At 66.1% G+C, this 16,961-nt stretch carries 15 protein-coding genes; 5 read left to right on the top strand and 10 right to left on the bottom strand.

All coding sequences use genetic code 11. From position 1 onward, the window contains the following. Window position 1 precedes the first annotated feature (1 nt). Both ftsY and P0086_RS11835 read left to right on the top strand, forming a co-directional pair. Window positions 2–1,663 (top strand): signal recognition particle-docking protein FtsY, encoded by a 1,662-nt coding sequence (gene ftsY, locus P0086_RS11840; protein WP_275785638.1) that lies wholly within the window; start codon window positions 2–4, stop codon window positions 1,661–1,663. Between the two features lie 14 nt (window positions 1,664–1,677). After that, window positions 1,678–2,316, top strand: a complete 639-nt coding sequence (locus P0086_RS11835) for a septation protein A (protein WP_112595822.1) — start codon at window positions 1,678–1,680, stop codon at window positions 2,314–2,316. Window positions 2,317–2,504: 188 nt separating this feature from the next. On the opposite strand, the gene P0086_RS11830 is transcribed toward P0086_RS11835, so the two are convergent. The 5 genes from P0086_RS11830 to ccmA form a co-directional block, all read right to left on the bottom strand. Then, window positions 2,505–3,125, bottom strand: coding sequence for a DsbE family thiol:disulfide interchange protein (locus tag P0086_RS11830; protein WP_112595824.1), 621 nt, complete (start codon window positions 3,123–3,125; stop codon window positions 2,505–2,507). A 2-nt stretch (window positions 3,126–3,127) separates the two neighbouring features. Next, a complete protein-coding gene (ccmD, locus tag P0086_RS11825) occupies window positions 3,128–3,289 on the bottom strand; it encodes a heme exporter protein CcmD (protein WP_275785636.1) in 162 nt (53 codons plus the stop codon). Next, window positions 3,286–4,056 (bottom strand): heme ABC transporter permease, encoded by a 771-nt coding sequence (locus tag P0086_RS11820; protein ID WP_275785633.1) that lies wholly within the window; start codon window positions 4,054–4,056, stop codon window positions 3,286–3,288. The genes ccmD and P0086_RS11820 overlap by 4 nt, the downstream gene beginning before the upstream one ends. Before the next feature lie 60 nt (window positions 4,057–4,116). Then, the gene (ccmB, locus tag P0086_RS11815) at window positions 4,117–4,776 is read right to left on the bottom strand and encodes a heme exporter protein CcmB (protein ID WP_275785631.1); all 660 of its coding nucleotides are present in this window, start codon (window positions 4,774–4,776) and stop codon (window positions 4,117–4,119) included. A 190-nt stretch (window positions 4,777–4,966) separates the two neighbouring features. After that, entirely contained in the window at window positions 4,967–5,614 is a 648-nt protein-coding gene (gene ccmA / locus P0086_RS11810) for a heme ABC exporter ATP-binding protein CcmA (RefSeq protein WP_275785628.1), read from the bottom strand. A 268-nt stretch (window positions 5,615–5,882) separates the two neighbouring features. Here ccmA and acnA point away from each other — a divergent pair, with 268 nt between their 5' ends. The 3 genes from acnA to P0086_RS11795 all read left to right on the top strand — a co-directional run bounded on the left by acnA (window position 5,883) and on the right by P0086_RS11795 (window position 10,529). After that, entirely contained in the window at window positions 5,883–8,576 is a 2,694-nt protein-coding gene (gene acnA, locus P0086_RS11805; RefSeq protein ID WP_275785625.1) for an aconitate hydratase AcnA, read from the top strand. A gap of 267 nt (window positions 8,577–8,843) precedes the next feature. After that, window positions 8,844–9,521 (top strand): DUF1223 domain-containing protein, encoded by a 678-nt coding sequence (locus P0086_RS11800; RefSeq protein ID WP_275786176.1) that lies wholly within the window; start codon window positions 8,844–8,846, stop codon window positions 9,519–9,521. Between the two features lie 612 nt (window positions 9,522–10,133). Beyond that, complete coding sequence (locus tag P0086_RS11795; RefSeq protein WP_112595669.1) at window positions 10,134–10,529, top strand: DUF2794 domain-containing protein; 396 nt, start codon at window positions 10,134–10,136, stop codon at window positions 10,527–10,529. An 18-nt stretch (window positions 10,530–10,547) separates the two neighbouring features. Here the strand turns inward: P0086_RS11795 and P0086_RS11790 are convergent, their stop codons facing one another. The 5 genes from P0086_RS11790 to P0086_RS11770 form a co-directional block, all read right to left on the bottom strand. Then, complete coding sequence (locus tag P0086_RS11790; protein WP_275785623.1) at window positions 10,548–11,435, bottom strand: glycosyltransferase family 92 protein; 888 nt, start codon at window positions 11,433–11,435, stop codon at window positions 10,548–10,550. Further along, window positions 11,420–11,701, bottom strand: coding sequence for a hypothetical protein (locus tag P0086_RS11785; RefSeq protein ID WP_275785620.1), 282 nt, complete (start codon window positions 11,699–11,701; stop codon window positions 11,420–11,422). The genes P0086_RS11790 and P0086_RS11785 overlap by 16 nt, the downstream gene beginning before the upstream one ends. A 100-nt stretch (window positions 11,702–11,801) precedes the next feature. Beyond that, window positions 11,802–12,356 carry a GNAT family N-acetyltransferase gene (locus P0086_RS11780; protein ID WP_275785618.1) on the bottom strand — a complete coding sequence of 185 codons (555 nt, stop codon included), beginning with the start codon at window positions 12,354–12,356 and terminating at the stop codon, window positions 11,802–11,804. Between the two features lie 195 nt (window positions 12,357–12,551). Beyond that, window positions 12,552–16,007 carry a pyruvate carboxylase gene (pyc, locus tag P0086_RS11775; protein WP_112606432.1) on the bottom strand — a complete coding sequence of 1,152 codons (3,456 nt, stop codon included), beginning with the start codon at window positions 16,005–16,007 and terminating at the stop codon, window positions 12,552–12,554. A gap of 115 nt (window positions 16,008–16,122) precedes the next feature. Continuing rightward, window positions 16,123–16,863: a LuxR family transcriptional regulator gene (locus tag P0086_RS11770; RefSeq protein ID WP_112606430.1), complete on the bottom strand. Its 741-nt coding sequence runs from the start codon at window positions 16,861–16,863 to the stop codon at window positions 16,123–16,125. Window positions 16,864–16,961: the final 98 nt, after the last annotated feature.

Below are 16,961 nucleotides of genomic sequence, written 5' to 3'. Positions count from 1 at the left end.
CATGGCCTTCGGCTTCATCAAGAAAGTCTTCACCTTCGGCAAGGACACCGCGCCCGCGCCGGAAAAGCATGAGGAGGCCGCACCGCCCGATCGGGCCCCGCTTGTCGAGGACGCCGGCATTCCGCCGACCGAGCCGATCGACGCCGGGCCCGTGTCCGCAGAGCCCGAAGGCGAGCACGACCTTTTGCTCGAGGAGGCCGAGGCCGCCAATCCCGAGGCCACGCTCCATCGCGAGCCGCAGATCGACATCTACCCGCTCCCGCCGGTCGTCCATCCGCTGCCGGTCGCGCCCGACGAGGTGCTGGAGCCGGAGATCGAGACCGCCGGCGGCCCGGCGCCGGACCTGGTCGAGCCGGCCGAAGAGGCCGTCGGCCAACCCGACACGGCGCTCACGCCCGAGGCGGAAGCCATCCGCGCCGCCGAACTGGTGAACATCGGCCTGGGCGGCGTCGAACACGCCCATGAGGAGATCGCCGCGGAAGCGCCGGTCGATACCGCCGCGGCTGACGACGCGTTCAGGGCCGCCGATGCCGACGCGGAAGCCGAGCTTTCCGAACCGTCGCCCCTTCCGCTCGACGAGCCCGCGACCCGGGTCGAAAAGCCGGCCCGTCCCAAGGCGAAGAAGGCAAGACAGACCGACCGGGAGGCCGACGACGAGAGCCGCCCGCAACCGGTTCTGCCGAAGGGCTTCTCCGCGGCCGACCGGAAGCCCAAGGAAGAGGCGGCTGCCGCGCCGGCGCCGAAGCTCAGTTGGTTCCAGCGCCTGCGCGCCGGCCTTGCGCGCACCTCCTCGCACCTGACCGGCCAGATCGCCAGCCTGTTCACCAAGCGCAAGCTCGACGATGCGACGCTGCAGGATCTCGAGGACCTGCTGATCCAGGCCGACCTCGGCGTCGAGACGGCGCTGCGCATCACCGACACGCTCGCTGCCGAGCGCTATGGCAAGGACGTCACCGGGGAAGACGTCGGCCGCATCATGGCCGGCGAGATCACCAAGGTGCTCGAGCCAGTCGCAAGGCCGCTCGAGCTCGACCTCTCGCACAAGCCGCACGTCATCCTCGTCGTCGGCGTCAACGGCACCGGCAAGACGACGACGATCGGCAAGCTCGCCGCAAAGCTTTCGGGCGCCGGCCTGAAGGTGATGATGGCCGCCGGCGACACCTTCCGCGCCGCCGCGATCGAGCAGCTCCACATCTGGGCCGAGCGCACCGGGTCCGACATCGTCTCCTCCAAGCTCGGCGCCGATGCCGCGGGGCTGGCCTACGAGGCCTACGAGCAGGCGAAGGAGAAGAAGAGCGACGTCCTCATCGTCGACACCGCCGGCCGGCTGCAGAACAAGGCCGAACTGATGGCGGAGCTGGAGAAGATCGTCCGCGTGCTCGGCAAGCTCGATCCGGACGCCCCGCACACCGTGCTCCAGACGCTCGACGCCACGACCGGCCAGAACGCGATGAACCAGGTCGAGATTTTCCGCAACGTCGCGGGGGTCTCCGGCCTGATCATGACAAAATTGGACGGTACGGCTCGCGGCGGCATCCTGGTGGCGATCGCCGCCAAGCACAAGCTGCCGGTCTATTTCATCGGCGTCGGCGAAGGGATCGACGACCTCGAACCGTTCGAGGCGAAAGATTTCGCGCAGGCGATTGCAGGGGTTGAGGCATGAGCAACGACAGGATCATCGAGACGCTGGAAGACGCCGGCAAGCCCAAGGTCAGCCCGGCGCTGAAGCTCCTGCTGGAGCTCGGCCCGCTCGTCGTCTTCTTCTTCGCCAATTCGAAAGGCGAATGGCTGGCTGGGAAGTTCCCGGCCCTGACGGAACTCGGCGGCCCGATCTTCATCGCCACCGGCCTGTTCATGGCCGCGACCGCGACGGCGCTGATCGTTTCCTGGGCGCTGACGCGCACCCTGCCGATGATGCCGCTGGTCTCAGGCATCGTCGTCTTCGTCTTCGGGGCGCTGACGCTCTATTTGCAGAACGACGCCTTCATCAAGATGAAGCCGACCATCGTCAATACGCTGTTCGGCGCGATCCTGCTCGGCGGCCTCGCCTTCGGCAAGCCGCTGCTCGGCTACGTCTTCAACGCCGCCTTCAGGCTGACCGAGGAAGGCTGGCGCCGTCTGACGCTGCGCTGGGGCCTGTTCTTCCTCGTGCTCGCGATCCTCAACGAGGTCGTCTGGCGCAGCTTCTCCACCGACTTCTGGGTGGCCTTCAAGGTCTGGGGCACGATGCCGATCACCATCCTCTTCACCCTCGCCCAGATGCCGCTGATCATGAAATACTCGGTGGAGCAGCCGGAAGAGGGCCGGACGCCCTGAGGGCACGAAAGACACGCCCGCCGACCGTCCGGCCTTTTCATCTCGGCGCCGCCACACTCTATGCCGTCATCCCGGCCTTGATCCGGGATCCGGCAGCGTCGCGTCCGCGGCGCGAAAAATGCCTTATCGCACGACAACTTGCGCGGACCGGATACCGCTCGAGGCCCGGCGCGACGATTGTCGGAAGCTCAGCCTGCCGGCGCGGGAGCGGCCAGCGCCTTCTCGATCGCCGGCATCAGCCCGTTCTTCAGACTGTCCCCGTCGAACGGCCCGACCTTCTTGTAGAGGATCGTGCCGTCGGGCCCGACGAGATAGGATTCGGGAATCCCGTAAACGCCGAAGTCGATCGCCATCTTGCCCTGCGGATCGAGGCCGATGGCGGCAAAGGGATTGCCGAGCTCGCCGAGGAACCGCAGCGCGTTCTCGTTGCCGTCCTTGTAGTTGACGCCGACGACGGTCAGCCGCGGATCCTGCGCCAGCGCCATGATGACGGGGTGCTCCTGCCGGCACGGCACGCACCAGGACGCCCAGAAATTGACGAGGGTCAGCTTGCCCTTCACCGTCTCCGCCGTCAGCGGCGGCACCGGGACCCCGTCGCGCATCGCCCCCGCAAGCGGCTCCAGGTTCCGGAACGGCGCCTTGGTCCCAATCAGGGCGGAGGGGATTTCCGAAAGATCGCGCCCGGATCGAAGCTGGAAGAAGAAGATCGAGGCCAGTGCGACGAAAATGGCGAGCGGCAGCAGCGCCAGGAGCACGCGCGTCCGTGACCCGGCCGGCCTGTCGTCGGCCGGCTTTCCGTCTGCCGGCACGCTCACATGGCCTCCCCGGCGGAGCGACGGCGGATGCCGGCCGCCTCCAGCGCCGCCAGTTCCCGCCGGCGGGCGCGGCCATCGAGCCAGACCCAGAGGATGAGACCGGCGACGGTCAGAAGGGCGGCGCCATAGGAGGCGGCGACATAGGCGGCATGGCTCATCGGGACGCCTCCCCGTAGCCGGCGGAGCGGGCGGCCAGCCGCCGCAGGGTCGCCACCCGCCGGCGCAGGATCTCGTTGCGCATGGCCAGGATGTGCAGGGTGAAGAACAAGAGCGTGAACGCGATCGCCATCACCAGCAGCGGCCACAGGAATTCCGGGTCGATCGTCGGCCCGTCGAGGCGGATGACGCTCGCCGGCTGGTGCAGCGTGTTCCACCACTCGACCGAGAACTTGATGATCGGGATGTTGACGAAGCCGACGAGGATCAGGATGGCGCTGACCTTGGCCGCGCGCGCGGGATCGTCGACGGCGCGGTTCAGCGCGATCAGGCCGAGATACATCAGAAAGAGCACGAAGACCGACGTCAGCCGGGCGTCCCAGACCCACCAGGTGCCCCACATCGGCTTGCCCCACAGCGAGCCGGTGATCAGCGCGATGAAGGTGAAACAGGCGCCAATCGGCGCGGCCGTCTTCGCCGAGACGTCGGCGAGCGGATGCCGCCAGACGAGCGTGCCCAGCGCCGAGACCGCCATGACCGAGTAGCACATCATCGACAGCCAGGCCGCCGGCACGTGCACATACATGATCCGGACCGTCTCGCCCTGCTGGTAGTCGCCGACCGATATGAAACAGAGATAGAGGCCGACGGCGAAGAACAACGCCGTGATCGCCGCCATCCATGGCCAGACGATCGCGCTCAACGCCAGGAACCGGGTCGGGTTGGCGAGATCGGAAAACTTGCGGATGGCCAGGCTCTGTTCGCTCATGGGCTCTATCTACCGCTTTCCCCCCACAGCTGCAATTGACCGCCATCAATCACATTTGCGTCAATTCGTCGACGCGCGAAGTGCCGCGGCGGCGGCGACCGGGCCGATGACGGCGAAGACCAGCGTCAGCGCGGTCAGAAACAGGAACGGCGGCAGGAACGGCGCCGGCTCCTGCACGGCGGCATAGACGGCGCTGACCCCGAAGATGAGGACCGGGATCGCGAGCGGCAGGACGAGGATCGAGACGAGCAGCCCGCCGCGCGGCAGCGCCACGGCGACGGCGGCGCCGGCGGCGCCGATGAAGGTGATCGCCGGCGTTCCGACGAGCAGCGTCAGCATCGTCGCCGCCATCGCGGCTGCGTCCATGTTCATGAACAGCGCCAGAAGCGGCGAGGCGACCACCAGCGGCAGGCCGGTCGCAAGCCAGTGCGCCAGGCACTTGACCAGCACCGTCAGCACCAGCGGCGTCTCCTGCATCAGGATCAGGTCGAGCGAACCGTCCTCGCGCTCGGCCTGGAACAGGCGGTCGAGGCCGAGGAGGGCGGCGAGCAGCGCGCCGATCCACAGGATCGCCGGGCCGATGCGGGCGAGCAGGTTCAGGTCCGGTCCGACGCCGAAGGGGATGACGGCGACCACGGTCATGAAGAACAGGACCCCGATCATCGCCCCGCCCCCGGCGCGCACGGCGAGCTTCAGGTCGCGGAAGAGGAGGGCGGTCATGCGAAAGCCCTCCGGCCGGTGTGCGCGCAGCCACCTCTCATCCGCCTGCCGGCACCTTTTCCCCGCATGCGGGGAAAAGGACGCGTGCCGCTGACGTCTCCGTCCCCTCTTTCCGCCTGCGGGGGGAGGGTCAGGGTGAGGGGCCATGCGCACCGAATGGGCAAACGTACATGGAAAACGCAGAAATCCCTCACGCCCACGCCTCCACGGAAACCCCGGCGAACCCCGCCATGTGCAGCTCCTGCGCCGCTCCGAGTCCCAGCGGCTGGTGCGTCGCGGCGAGCGCCAGCCCGCCCTGCGAAAGATGCGCCTTCACCAGCCCGGCGAACATCGTCTCGGCGGCCGCGTCCAGCGCCGCCGTCGGTTCGTCGAGAATCCAGATCGGTCGCCAGGCGACGAGCAGCTTCGCCATCGCCATCCGCCGCTGCTGGCCGGCGGACAGGTAGCCGAACGGCAGGTGCACGATGCCGCCGAGGCCGACGGCCTCTGCCGCCGCGTCGATCGCCACGCCCGCGCCGCCGTGCGAATCACCGGCAAACGCCTTCCAGAAATGCAGGTTTTCCTCCACCGTCAGCTCGCGCTTCATCGCATTGCGGTGGCCGAGATAGTGGCAGGCGGATGCGACGGTCTCGAACGCCTGCGCACCCTCCCCGGCAAGCGCGACCTTGCCGGCCTCGCGGGGCAGCAGGCCCGCCACGACGCGCAGCAATGTCGACTTGCCCGACCCGTTCGGCCCCTTCACCACCAGGGCCTCTCCGGGCCCGATTTCGAAGGAAATGTCCCGGAAGATCAGGTCTTCGCCCCGTCTTGCACTCAGCCGCTCGGCAACGAGGCGCATCCTGTTCGCTTTCCCTCTGCGACCTTGGTCGCACTGCAAAAAAATTCTTCCGATCCATACACCGGTCCTCTGGATCGTTCCTTAGAAATTATCTATAAGGCCCGCAACACGCCAGCGGTCGGCGTGAATTTCATCCTAGCGCCGAACCCGGAAATGACTTCCGCGTACGGACAGCGGAAATGGCCGCACCCGCATCCCATACAGCGCCTCCCAGGCGCACGGGCGTTCGTACGTCAGCTTTTGGCGACCAGACGGAACGGGGTATCAAGTGTCCAAATCCCTAGACAGCTTCAACTGTCGCTCGACGCTCAAGGTCGGCGATGTCGACTACGTTTACTACAGCCTCCCCAGGGCCGAGGCCAACGGCCTCGCCGGCGTCTCGAAGCTCCCCTATTCGATGAAGGTGCTGCTCGAGAACCTGCTGCGCAACGAGGACGGCCGGTCGGTCACGAAGAAGGACATCGAGAGCGTCGCCGCCTGGCTGACGAACAAGGGCCTGACGGAGAGCGAGATCGCCTACCGCCCCGCCCGCGTGCTGATGCAGGACTTCACCGGCGTTCCTGCCGTCGTCGACCTCGCCGCCATGCGTGACGGTATCAAGGCGCTCGGCGGCGATCCGGAAAAGATCAACCCGCTCGTGCCCGTCGACCTCGTCATCGACCACTCCGTCATCGTCGACGAGTTCGGCACCGCTTCCGCCTTCGCCCGCAACGTCGAGCTCGAATACGAGCGCAACGGCGAGCGCTACCGCTTCCTGAAGTGGGGCCAGCAGGCGTTCAAGAACTTCCGCGTCGTCCCCCCCGGCACCGGCATCTGCCACCAGGTCAACCTCGAATATCTCGGCCAGACCGTCTGGACCAAGGAAGAGGACGGCGAGACGATCGCCTATCCGGACACCTGCGTCGGCACCGACAGCCACACGACGATGATCAACGGCCTCGGCGTTCTCGGCTGGGGCGTGGGCGGCATCGAGGCGGAAGCCGCCATGCTCGGCCAGCCGGTCTCCATGCTCCTGCCGGAAGTCATCGGCTTCAAGCTGACCGGCAAGCTGAAGGAAGGCGTCACCGCCACCGACCTCGTGCTGACCGTCGTGCAGATGCTGCGCAAGAAGGGCGTCGTCTCCAAGTTCGTCGAATTCTTCGGCCCCGGCCTCGACAACATGACGCTCGCCGACCGCGCCACCATCGGCAACATGGGGCCTGAGTACGGCGCCACCTGCGGCTTCTTCCCGGTCGACGCGGAGACGATCAACTACCTCACCATGTCCGGCCGCGAAGAGAAGCGGATCGCGCTCGTCGAGGCCTACTCGAAGGCGCAGGGCATGTGGCGCGAAGGCGACGGCTCCGACCTCGTCTTCACCGACACGCTGGAGCTCGACCTCGGCGACGTCGTCCCCTCGATGGCCGGCCCGAAGCGTCCGGAAGGCCGCCTGCCGCTCGAGACCATCGCGCCCAATTTCGCGACCGCGCTCGAGAACGACTACAAGAAGCCCGGCCAGCTCCAGAACCGCTATGCGGTCGAAGGCACCGACTTCGATCTCGGCCACGGCGACGTGGCGATCGCCGCCATCACGTCGTGCACCAACACCTCCAACCCGAGCGTCCTGATCGCCGCCGGCCTTCTGGCCCGCAACGCGGTCGCCAGGGGGCTGAAGTCCAAGCCGTGGGTGAAGACCTCGCTCGCACCGGGATCGCAGGTGGTCGGCGAATACCTCGCCAAGTCCGGCCTGCAGAAGGACCTCGACGCGCTCGGCTTCAACCTCGTCGGCTTCGGCTGCACGACCTGCATCGGCAACTCCGGCCCGCTGCCGGCGCCGATCTCCAAGACGATCAACGACAAGGGCCTGATCACCGCCGGCGTGCTCTCGGGCAACCGCAACTTCGAAGGCCGCATCTCGCCGGACGTCCAGGCCAACTACCTGGCTTCCCCGCCGCTCGTCGTCGCCTACGCGCTCGCAGGCACGGTCCAGAAGGACCTGACCAAGGAGCCGATCGGCGAGGACAAGGACGGCAAGCCGGTCTATCTGAAGGACATCTGGCCCTCCTCCAAGGAGATCCAGGACTTCATCATGAAGTACGTCACCCGCGAACTCTACGCCACCAAGTACGCCGACGTCTTCAAGGGCGACGCCAACTGGCAGGCGGTGCAGGTTCCGGCAGGCCAGACCTATGCCTGGGACGACAAGTCGACCTACGTGCAGAACCCGCCCTACTTCGTCGGCATGGGCAAGAAGGGCTCCGGCATCAAGAACATCAAGGGTGCGCGCGTCCTCGGCCTGTTCGGCGACAAGATCACCACCGACCACATCTCGCCTGCAGGCTCCATCAAGGCCGCCTCGCCGGCCGGCGCCTACCTGCTCGGCAACGGCGTCCAGGTCGCCGACTTCAACCAGTACGGCACGCGCCGCGGCAATCACGAGGTGATGATGCGCGGCACGTTTGCCAACATCCGCATCCGCAACCACATGCTCGGCCCGAACGGCAAGGAAGGTGGCTACACCATCCACTATCCGTCCAAGGAAGAGATGTCGATCTACGATGCGGCCATGAAGTACAAGGAAGAGGGCACCCCGCTCGTCATCTTCGCCGGCGTCGAATACGGCAACGGCTCCTCGCGCGACTGGGCGGCCAAGGGCACCAACCTGCTCGGCGTCAAGGCCGTGATCGCCCAGTCCTTCGAGCGCATCCACCGCTCCAACCTCGTCGGCATGGGCGTCGTGCCCTTCGTCTTCGAGGAAGGCACGACCTGGGCAAGCCTCGACCTGAAGGGCGACGAACTCGTCGAGATCGACGGGCTGGAGGGCGAGATCAAGCCACGCGAGAAGAAGATCGCCAAGATCACCTACTCCGACGGCACGGTGAAGGAGGTTCCGCTCCTCTGCCGCATCGATACGCTCGACGAGGTGACCTATATGAACAACGGCGGTATCCTGCAGACGGTTCTGCGCGATCTCGCCGCCTGATTTCGACTGGATTTTCAATCAATGCGGTGCCGGGGCGATTGCCCCGGCATTTGTTTTCGGGCCATAGTTCCCGTTAAGGAAGCCTCACTCCTTCGTGACTTCCTGTTGACTGTGCAAGCGGGTATGACGGTCGCGACAATGGCGCCCAGCCTGCATTCTCCGGAATTCCCAATGTCCAGACTGCTCATCATCGGTTGCATTGCGAGCCTGCTGGCGGTCATCCCGGCAGTCGGCGGCGCAGTTGCGCAGGATGCCGGCAAGCAGCCGATGGGCGTCGTCGAACTGTTCACCAGCCAGGGATGCTCGTCCTGCCCGAAGGCGGACAAGGCGCTGGAAACGCTGATTCGCGAAGGCCGGGTGGTGGCGCTCGCCTATCATGTCGACTACTGGAACTACCTCGGTTGGACGGACACGCTCTCCACCAAGGAAAACACCGAGCGCCAGTACGACTATGCCCGCATGTTCGGGCGCGGCAGCGTCTACACCCCCCAGGCCGTGATCAACGGCCGCGCGCATGTCAACGGCGGCGAACTGGGACAGATCCGCAGCCAGGTCGAAGCGCTCGGCGCGCAGGGGCGCGGCCTCTCGGTCGACGTGTCGGCAGAGGTCGTCCAGGACGAGATCCGCATCCGGATCGGCAACGGCCACGGCAAGGCCAACGTGTTTGCCGCCTACTTCGACGACCAGCAGGATGTGGACATCATGGAGGGCGAGAACCGCGGCCGGCGGGTGACCTATTGGCATGCGGTGCGCGACATGGAGACGATCGGCATGTGGGAAGGGGCCGAGACGACCCTCGTCCTGCCGGCCAGCATCCTCAATCAGAAAGGCACGGGCGGCTGCGCCATCCTCGTGCAACGGATGAAGACCGCCGACACGCCGGGTGCGATTCTCGGCGCGACCGTCGTCAGATCGACACTGCCGCAGACGGCGCGTCGGCAATAGCGCCCGACCGGGCTGACTGACTTCCAAGGCTGATGGTGAAGGTTGGGGGGGGGGGGGTCCGGACCGGGCTCTTCGAGGGGCTGGGGCTTGAGGGTTCGAAGACACGCCGGGCCGGACCTTGACGAAGCTTCCGGCAACGGAATACAGGATGAGCTTCGACGCATACCCCTGTGGCCGACCGATTTCCCGCACATGCAAAGCGGTCCGGCTGCAGGGCAGCGTGATGACTTTCCTAGAAAAATTGGGCGCGGATTTGTCTGAATTGGGGCAAGGACGCATTTTGCCGTGCCGTACTGGTTAACGGCGTCCCGGATCGAAACGGTTTTGTCCGGATTTTCAGGCATTTGCCCGGGAAGGGCACACTGCGATCGGCGATCCGGCCTGTGGAAATCCGGCCGCAGGCGCGGTTTTTTTCATCCGCGACGGCCCTCGTTTCGATCCGAATGCCCGCAAATCAGGCGCAGCGGCGCGATGGAATTCCCTGCCTGTTTTCCGTGCGTTTGCGGGCTTGCCAGGCATATTCGGCGCCCCGGGCCTGCCTCCGGCGCTTGCAATTCCGTTCAGGTGAGGCACACTGTCATCCAACCGTCATTGTCGAAGTGCGGAGAACTGATGACTGATCAACCGGATTTGTCGCCGGGAGAAGCGGTATCCCAAGGGTCGGGTGTCGTCGTCGACCTGAGGGAATACCGCAACCGCAAAGACCCGCTTCCGGTCACCTTCCATCGCAAGGAACTCGACTGCATCCTCCGGATCTACGGCCGTATGGTCGGCGAGGGAGAATGGCGCGACTATGCGATCGACCATACCCATGAGAAGGCGGTGTTCTCGATCTTCAAACGCTCCGGCGAGATGCCGCTGTTCCGGGTCGAGAAGAACCCGAAGCTGGCGTCGAAACAGGGCGCCTACAGCGTCGTCAACACCCACGGCATGATCCTCAAGCGGGGACGCGAGCTGCAGCAGGTGCTGAAGGTTTTCGACAAGGTCCTGAAACTGGTCGAAACCTGACGTCCGTTTCCGCCGAACTCACGCCGGCTGGAACGTGCCCTGGAGACCGGCCGTCTGCATCGCGCGCAGGAGCGCCTCGTCCACCCGGTAGCGCGCGGCATCCGACGGTGCCTTCCGCGCCGTCCTGTTGTATTTCCAGTTCGTGGTGATCTCGCTGAAATGGCCGTAGGCGAAGCGGCTGGAACGGGTGAAGTAGTTCTCCAGCCCCTTCACCCGATGCGCCGACCACGTCATCGCCCGCGTGCAGCGCCATGGAACGACGGCCCATTTCAGCGGGCAGCCGGCCTTGTCGCTCGCATCGTATCGGGCGAAATCGGCATGGCGCGGGACCTGCTCGCCGCGCCCGGCGCCGGCGTCGCCGATCCACCGGCCGCGGAAATGAACGGCGCCGAACAGCGACGTTTCCGCCGCCCTGAAGACAGATCCGCCCGCGCGCGACGGCAGCACCAGTTCGTCGATGTCGCAGCTGAGCACGCTCCTCGCCTTCTGCAGGAACCGGAACCGGGCGTGCTGCAGGGCGCCGGCCTGGCAGAACTTCGAACTGATCCGCCGCTCGTTGCCGCTTGCATCGCGCCGACGCCAGACGCGCGGGCCGAACCGGAAGGGCCAGTTCACGACACGGATGGTGACACCGGGAAAGGTCCGCTCCAGTTCCGCCTCGAGCTCCCGCGCACTGTAGGCGGTGGATGCGTTGTCATAGAGCAGCACCGCGTCCGCGCCGTGGATGCGGACATGGAATTGCACCCAGTCCTTGATCCACTGGACGTCGTTATCCTTCGAGAGGGTGAAGAGCACGCGCTTGTTCCGAAAGACCTGGCCGAGCTCCGGCTGCACCCGCACTTCGACGCGGCCGAGGCGGCCTTCGATCCTGATGTCCGGCGGACCTCCCTTCAGCCAGAGCTCCACCCCCGACGACCGGTCGATGACGACGCCACCGTTCCGGATGAATCCGCATGGAACGCCGTCTCCTCCAGATGGCCCTGGAAATTGAACAGCGGCGGCCCCTGCAGCACGGTATAGTTCCCGCACCGGTAGACGTCGTAGAACAGCGTGTCGAAGTCAAAAAGGGCATTGTAGGCCCTGTCCCTGAACTCCGGTGGCAAAGGCGCGTCGCGCAGGACGCCGCAGTCCTCGGCCACCTTCACGAAGCTCAGTTCCGTGTCGATTGTCATCGTTCCATCCCAACGCCGTTCGGCGGCTTCCGGCCCGATGGATACGGCCTTCAAACACGCTTGCCAAGAATGCCGATGGCAACGGGCCGGAGCCGCGCCGTCAGATCTTCGCTTCCGACAGGGGGACGCCGGGGTCCGGATCCGTGCCCGCGCCCTCGCCCAGCGCGCGCTGCATGATCACGGTATCGAGCCACCGGCCATGCTTGAAGCCCGTCGCCTTCATCCGCCCGCCATGCTCGAAGCCGGCCGCCTGGTGAACTGCCACGGAAGCCGGATGCGCGCCGCCGATGACGGCCACCATCTGCCGGAAGCCGAGCGCCGTGCAGCGCGCGATCAGTTCGGCGAGCAGCGCGCCCCCGATGCCCCGGCCGCGCGCCTCCGGCGCAAGATAGATGGAATCCTCCACCAGCCAGCGGTAGGCCGGCCGGGTGCGGAACGCGGAGGCGTAGGCATAGCCGAGGATCGTCCCGTCCTCGCCCATGGCGACGATGTAGGGATAGCGCGCCGAGGTGATGGCGGCAAAGCGGGCCCGCATCTCGTCCAGCCCCGGAGGCTCGATCTCGTAGGAGGCAACCCCGTTAAGCACGGATTCGCGGTAGATTTCGGCGATCTCGGCGATGTCGCCTTCTGCGGCATTGCGGATGGTAAAGGCCATCTTTGGGCAACCATTGGCTTGATGAAAAAGGCTGACGCTACAGGACCAGCGCGAGACGCGGCGGGGCGGTTCGTCGCACGCCCCCGCGGTGGCCGGATCGCCACCGCATAGCCGCACATCATCCGTCCCGCAAGGTGCTCCCGCCAGCCGGACGGAAGGACACCCCGGCGGGGGGGCGCCCACGGCGCCTGCCGGCTAGCCGAACACGATCAGCAGGTCCTTGGCGTCGATCTGGTCGCCGGCCCTCACCAGGACTTCGGCAACGATGCCGTCCTTCTCCGCATGCAGGGCCGTCTCCATCTTCATGGCCTCGATCGAGAGCAGCACGTCGCCGGCCTTGATGGACTGGCCGGCGGCGACGGCCACCGTCGAGACGACGCCCGGCATGGGCGCGCCGAGCTGGGCGGCGTTGCCGGCTTCCGCCTTGCGGCGGACGGCGCCGGAAGCCCCGCGGTTGCGATCGGGAACCTTGATCGGGCGCGGCTGGCCGTTCAGCTCGAAGAACACCTTGACCATGCCCTTCTCGTCGACCTCGGCCTGTGCCTGGTTGAGGACGACGAGCGTCTTGCCCTTCTCCAGATCGGCGAAGAGCTCCTCGCCGGACGCGATGCCGTAGAAATAGGCATGCGTCGGCAGCACGCTGACCGGGCCGTAGGTCTCGGCCGCCTGCGCATAGTCGGTAAAGACCTTCGGATACATCAGATAGGAGGCGAACTCGAAATCGGTGACCTTGCGCTCCAGCTTCGTCTCGATCGCCTTGCGCTCGGCGTCAAGATCGGCGTCCGGCAACAGCGAACCCGGCCGGTCCGTATAGGCCGCCTCGCCCTTCAGCACCTTCGCCTGCAGCGCCTTCGGCCATCCGCCGGGCGGCTGGCCGAGGTCGCCCTTCAGCATCGAGACCACCGATTCGGGGAACGACACGTCCTTGGCGGGGCTCTCGACATCGGCCACCGTCAGGTCCTGGCTCACCATCATCAGCGCCATGTCGCCGACGACCTTGGAGGACGGCGTCACCTTGACGATGTCGCCGAACATGCGGTTGGCGTCGGCATAGGCCTGCGCCACCTCGTGCCAGCGCGTCTCCAGCCCCAGCGAGCGGGCCTGCTCCTTCAGGTTGGTGAACTGCCCGCCCGGCATCTCGTGCAGGTAGACCTCCGAGGCCGGCCCCTTGAGATCGCTTTCGAAGGCGGCGTACTGGTGGCGCACGGCCTCCCAGTAGAAGGAGATGCGGCGGATCCATTCCGGATCCAGCCCCGGATCGCGCTCCGACCCGCGCAGCGCCTCGACGATCGAGCCGAGGCAGGGCTGCGAGGTGTTGCCGGACAGCGCATCCATCGCCGCATCCACCACGTCGACGCCGGTCTCCACCGCGGCGAGCACGGTCGCAGCCGCGATCCCCGAGGTGTCGTGCGTGTGGAAGTGGATCGGCAGGTCGGTCGCCTCCCTGAGCGCCTTGAACAGCACCCGCGCGGCCGCGGGCTTCAGCAGGCCCGCCATGTCCTTCAGCGCGATGATGTGCGCGCCGGCCTTCTCCAGCTCGGCCGCCAGCGCCGTGTAGTACTTCAGGTCGTATTTCGGCCGGGCCGAGCTCAGGATGTCGCCGGTGTAGCAGATCGCCGCCTCGCAGATCCTGTTCTCCTCCACCACCGCGTCCATCGACACGCGCATGTTCTCCACCCAGTTCAGGCAGTCGAACACGCGGAACACGTCGATGCCGCCTTTGGCCGCCTGGCGGACGAAATACTTCACGACGTTGTCCGGATAGTTCTTGTAGCCGACGCCGTTCGCCCCGCGCAGCAGCATCTGCAGGAGCAGGTTCGGCGCGCCCTCGCGGACCATCGCCAGGCGCTCCCACGGGTCCTCCGTGAGGAAGCGCATGGAAACGTCGAAGGTCGCCCCGCCCCAGCATTCGAGCGAGAACAGCTGCGGCAGGGTGCGCGCATAGGTCTCGGCGATGCGGGCGATGTCATAGGTCCGCATCCGCGTGGCCAGCAGCGACTGGTGCCCGTCGCGCATGGTCGTGTCGGTGAGCAGCACCTGCTTCTGCGCCCTGACCCATTCGGCGAACTTCTGCGGACCGAGTTCGTCCAGCTTCTGCTTGGAGCCGGCGGCGATCGGACCCTCCGAATAGGGCACCACCGGCGCGGCGATGTCGTCGGACGGCATCGGCCGGCCCTTGGCCTCCGGATGGCCGTTGACGGTCACGTCGGCGAGGTAGGTCAGAAGCTTGGTCGCGCGGTCCTGCCGCTTGACCTGGGCGAACAGCTCCGGCGTCGAATCGATGAAGCGCGTGGTGTAGCTGTTGTCGCGGAACTTCGGGTGGCCGATGATCGCCTCGAGGAAGGTCAGGTTCGTGGCGACGCCGCGGATGCGGAATTCGCGCAGCGCCCGGTCCATGCGCTGGATCGCCTCCTCCGGCGTCGGTGCCCAGGCCGTCACCTTTTCCAGGAGCGGATCGTAGTAGCGCGTGATCACCGCGCCCGAATAGGCCGTGCCCCCGTCGAGCCGGATGCCGAAGCCGGTCGCGCCGCGATAGGCGGTGATCCGCCCGTAGTCGGGAATGAAGTTCTGCTCCGGATCCTCGGTCGTGATGCGGCACTGCAGCGCGTTGCCGTTGAGGCGGATGTCTTCTTGCGCCGGCACCCCCGATTCCGGTGTGCCGATGGCGAAGCCGTCCAGGATGTGGATCTGCGCCTTCACGATGTCGATGCCGGTCACTTCCTCGGTGACGGTATGCTCGACCTGGATGCGCGGGTTGACCTCGATGAAGTAGAACTTGCCAGTATCGGCGTCCATCAGGTACTCGACCGTGCCGGCGCCGACATAGTCGGTGGCCCGGGCGATCTTCAGCGAATAGTTTGCAAGCTCCTGCCGCTGCGCCTCCGACAGGTAGGGCGCCGGCGCGCGTTCGACGACCTTCTGGTTGCGGCGCTGGATCGAGCAGTCGCGCTCGAACAGGTGCACCGCGTTGCCGTGCGTGTCGCCGAGGATCTGGCTCTCGACGTGGCGGGCCCGCTCCACGAGCTTTTCGAGATAGACCTCGTCCTTGCCGAAGGCCGCCTTCGCCTCGCGCTTGGCTTCGGTCACCTCGCGGGCCAGGTCCTTGGGGTCGCGGATCGCGCGCATGCCGCGCCCGCCGCCGCCCCAGGACGCCTTCAGCATGACGGGGTAGCCGATCGCTTCGGCCATCCTCGCCACTTCCGCCATGTCGTCCGGCAAGGGATCGGTCGCGGGCACGACCGGCACCCCGATCGAAATCGCCAGGTTGCGCGCGGCCACCTTGTTTCCGAGCTGGCGCATCGTTTCCGGCTTCGGCCCGATGAAGGTGATGCCGGCAGCCGCGCAGGCCTCGGCGAACTCCGGGCTTTCCGACAGCAGGCCGTAACCCGGATGGATGGCGTCCGCCCCGGCGAGCTTGGCGACGCGAATGACCTCGTCGATCGACAGATAGCTCTCGATCGGACCGAGATCGCGGGAAAGATGCGGCCCGCGCCCGACCTGGTAGCTCTCGTCCGCCTTGAAGCGGTGCAGCGCCAGTTTGTCCTCCTCGGCCCAGATCGCGACTGTTTTCAGACCGAGCTCATTGGCCGCGCGGAACACGCGGATGGCGATCTCGGAACGGTTGGCGACAAGGATCTTGGATATGGGCAAGTCGGACTCCTCATTGACTCGAACACGGGTATGCTGCACCCGCGAAATGAAACATTAGCGAGTCCCGGACGGAAGTTCAATTTCCGCCATCCGCTGCCGCAGAGGATTTGCGCCGTCAGGAAATCAGCCCCAGCCGGAAGGACAGAGCGACCACGTGGTGCCTGTTCTTGGCCTTCAATTTCTCCTGGATTCCGTTCATGTACCAGTCGACCGTGTGGTTGGAAATCGACAGCACCCGGGCGATCTCGTGCGAGGTCATGCCGTCGGCGAGGTAGTTCAATGCCTCCATCTCCCGGCGCGTCAGGTGAAGGTTGACCTCCGCCGACAGCTCCAGCGACTTCTGCGGATCGACATGCTGCAGGAGCTTCCAGAACAGTTTCTTCGCGACGTTCTCGAACAGTCCGATCTCGGCCGGATGAAGGTCCACCACCTTCCCGCCGATGGTGATGCTTCCGAGCAGGCCGCGGCGGCCGTGAACCGGAAACGTGTAGCCGTCCTGCAGGCCGTTGTTGCGCGCGTCGACCATCATCCGCTCCATCCGCTTGCGATGCGGATTGGCATGCAGGGCGGCGAGCGAATCGCGCCAGCGAAAGCCGGAATGGGCGTGGTTGAGGTACTGAACGGTGGGATCGATGACGATGTACTTCTTCCGGGCGTAGACCTCCGGCCAGCCATCGGGCCAGCGCCCCGCCAGCACCAGGCTCATCACATCGTCGTGAGGCTTCGGCTGACGGGCGACGACGTAATAGTCGAAGCCGTAGCGGTCGAGCAGCCGCTCGAACTCCGGCAGCAGCTCGCTCGGTTCGGACAGTTCATCGAGCAGGCCCGTAAACTGGGCCAGAAGATTGATGTTCATAATAAAATAGACCGGTCACGCGGCCCCTCCAAAACACTTTGTCACTAAGTGGCCCCTGCTCGCAAAACGGGCACGGTGCGGAAAAACACCCCGCTGAC

It is taken from the genome of Mycoplana sp. MJR14, from assembly GCF_029210525.1.
GTDB lineage: Bacteria > Pseudomonadota > Alphaproteobacteria > Rhizobiales > Rhizobiaceae > Mycoplana.
The sequence above is the reverse complement of the archived record's forward strand: the minus strand, read 5'-3'. Positions and strand labels throughout refer to the sequence as shown.

Coding starts and splice junctions, on each gene's coding strand:
- ftsY (WP_275785638.1), top strand. CDS start 2: ATGGCCTTCGGCTTCATCAAGAAAGTCTTCACCTTCGGCAAGGACACC.
- ccmD (WP_275785636.1), bottom strand. CDS start 3,289: ATGAGCCATGCCGCCTATGTCGCCGCCTCCTATGGCGCCGCCCTTCTG.
- P0086_RS11820 (WP_275785633.1), bottom strand. CDS start 4,056: ATGAGCGAACAGAGCCTGGCCATCCGCAAGTTTTCCGATCTCGCCAAC.
- ccmB (WP_275785631.1), bottom strand. CDS start 4,776: ATGACCGCCCTCCTCTTCCGCGACCTGAAGCTCGCCGTGCGCGCCGGG.
- ccmA (WP_275785628.1), bottom strand. CDS start 5,614: ATGCGCCTCGTTGCCGAGCGGCTGAGTGCAAGACGGGGCGAAGACCTG.
- P0086_RS11800 (WP_275786176.1), top strand. CDS start 8,844: ATGGGCGTCGTCGAACTGTTCACCAGCCAGGGATGCTCGTCCTGCCCG.
- P0086_RS11795 (WP_112595669.1), top strand. CDS start 10,134: ATGACTGATCAACCGGATTTGTCGCCGGGAGAAGCGGTATCCCAAGGG.
- P0086_RS11785 (WP_275785620.1), bottom strand. CDS start 11,701: ATGACAATCGACACGGAACTGAGCTTCGTGAAGGTGGCCGAGGACTGC.
- P0086_RS11780 (WP_275785618.1), bottom strand. CDS start 12,356: ATGGCCTTTACCATCCGCAATGCCGCAGAAGGCGACATCGCCGAGATC.
- P0086_RS11770 (WP_112606430.1), bottom strand. CDS start 16,863: ATGAACATCAATCTTCTGGCCCAGTTTACGGGCCTGCTCGATGAACTG.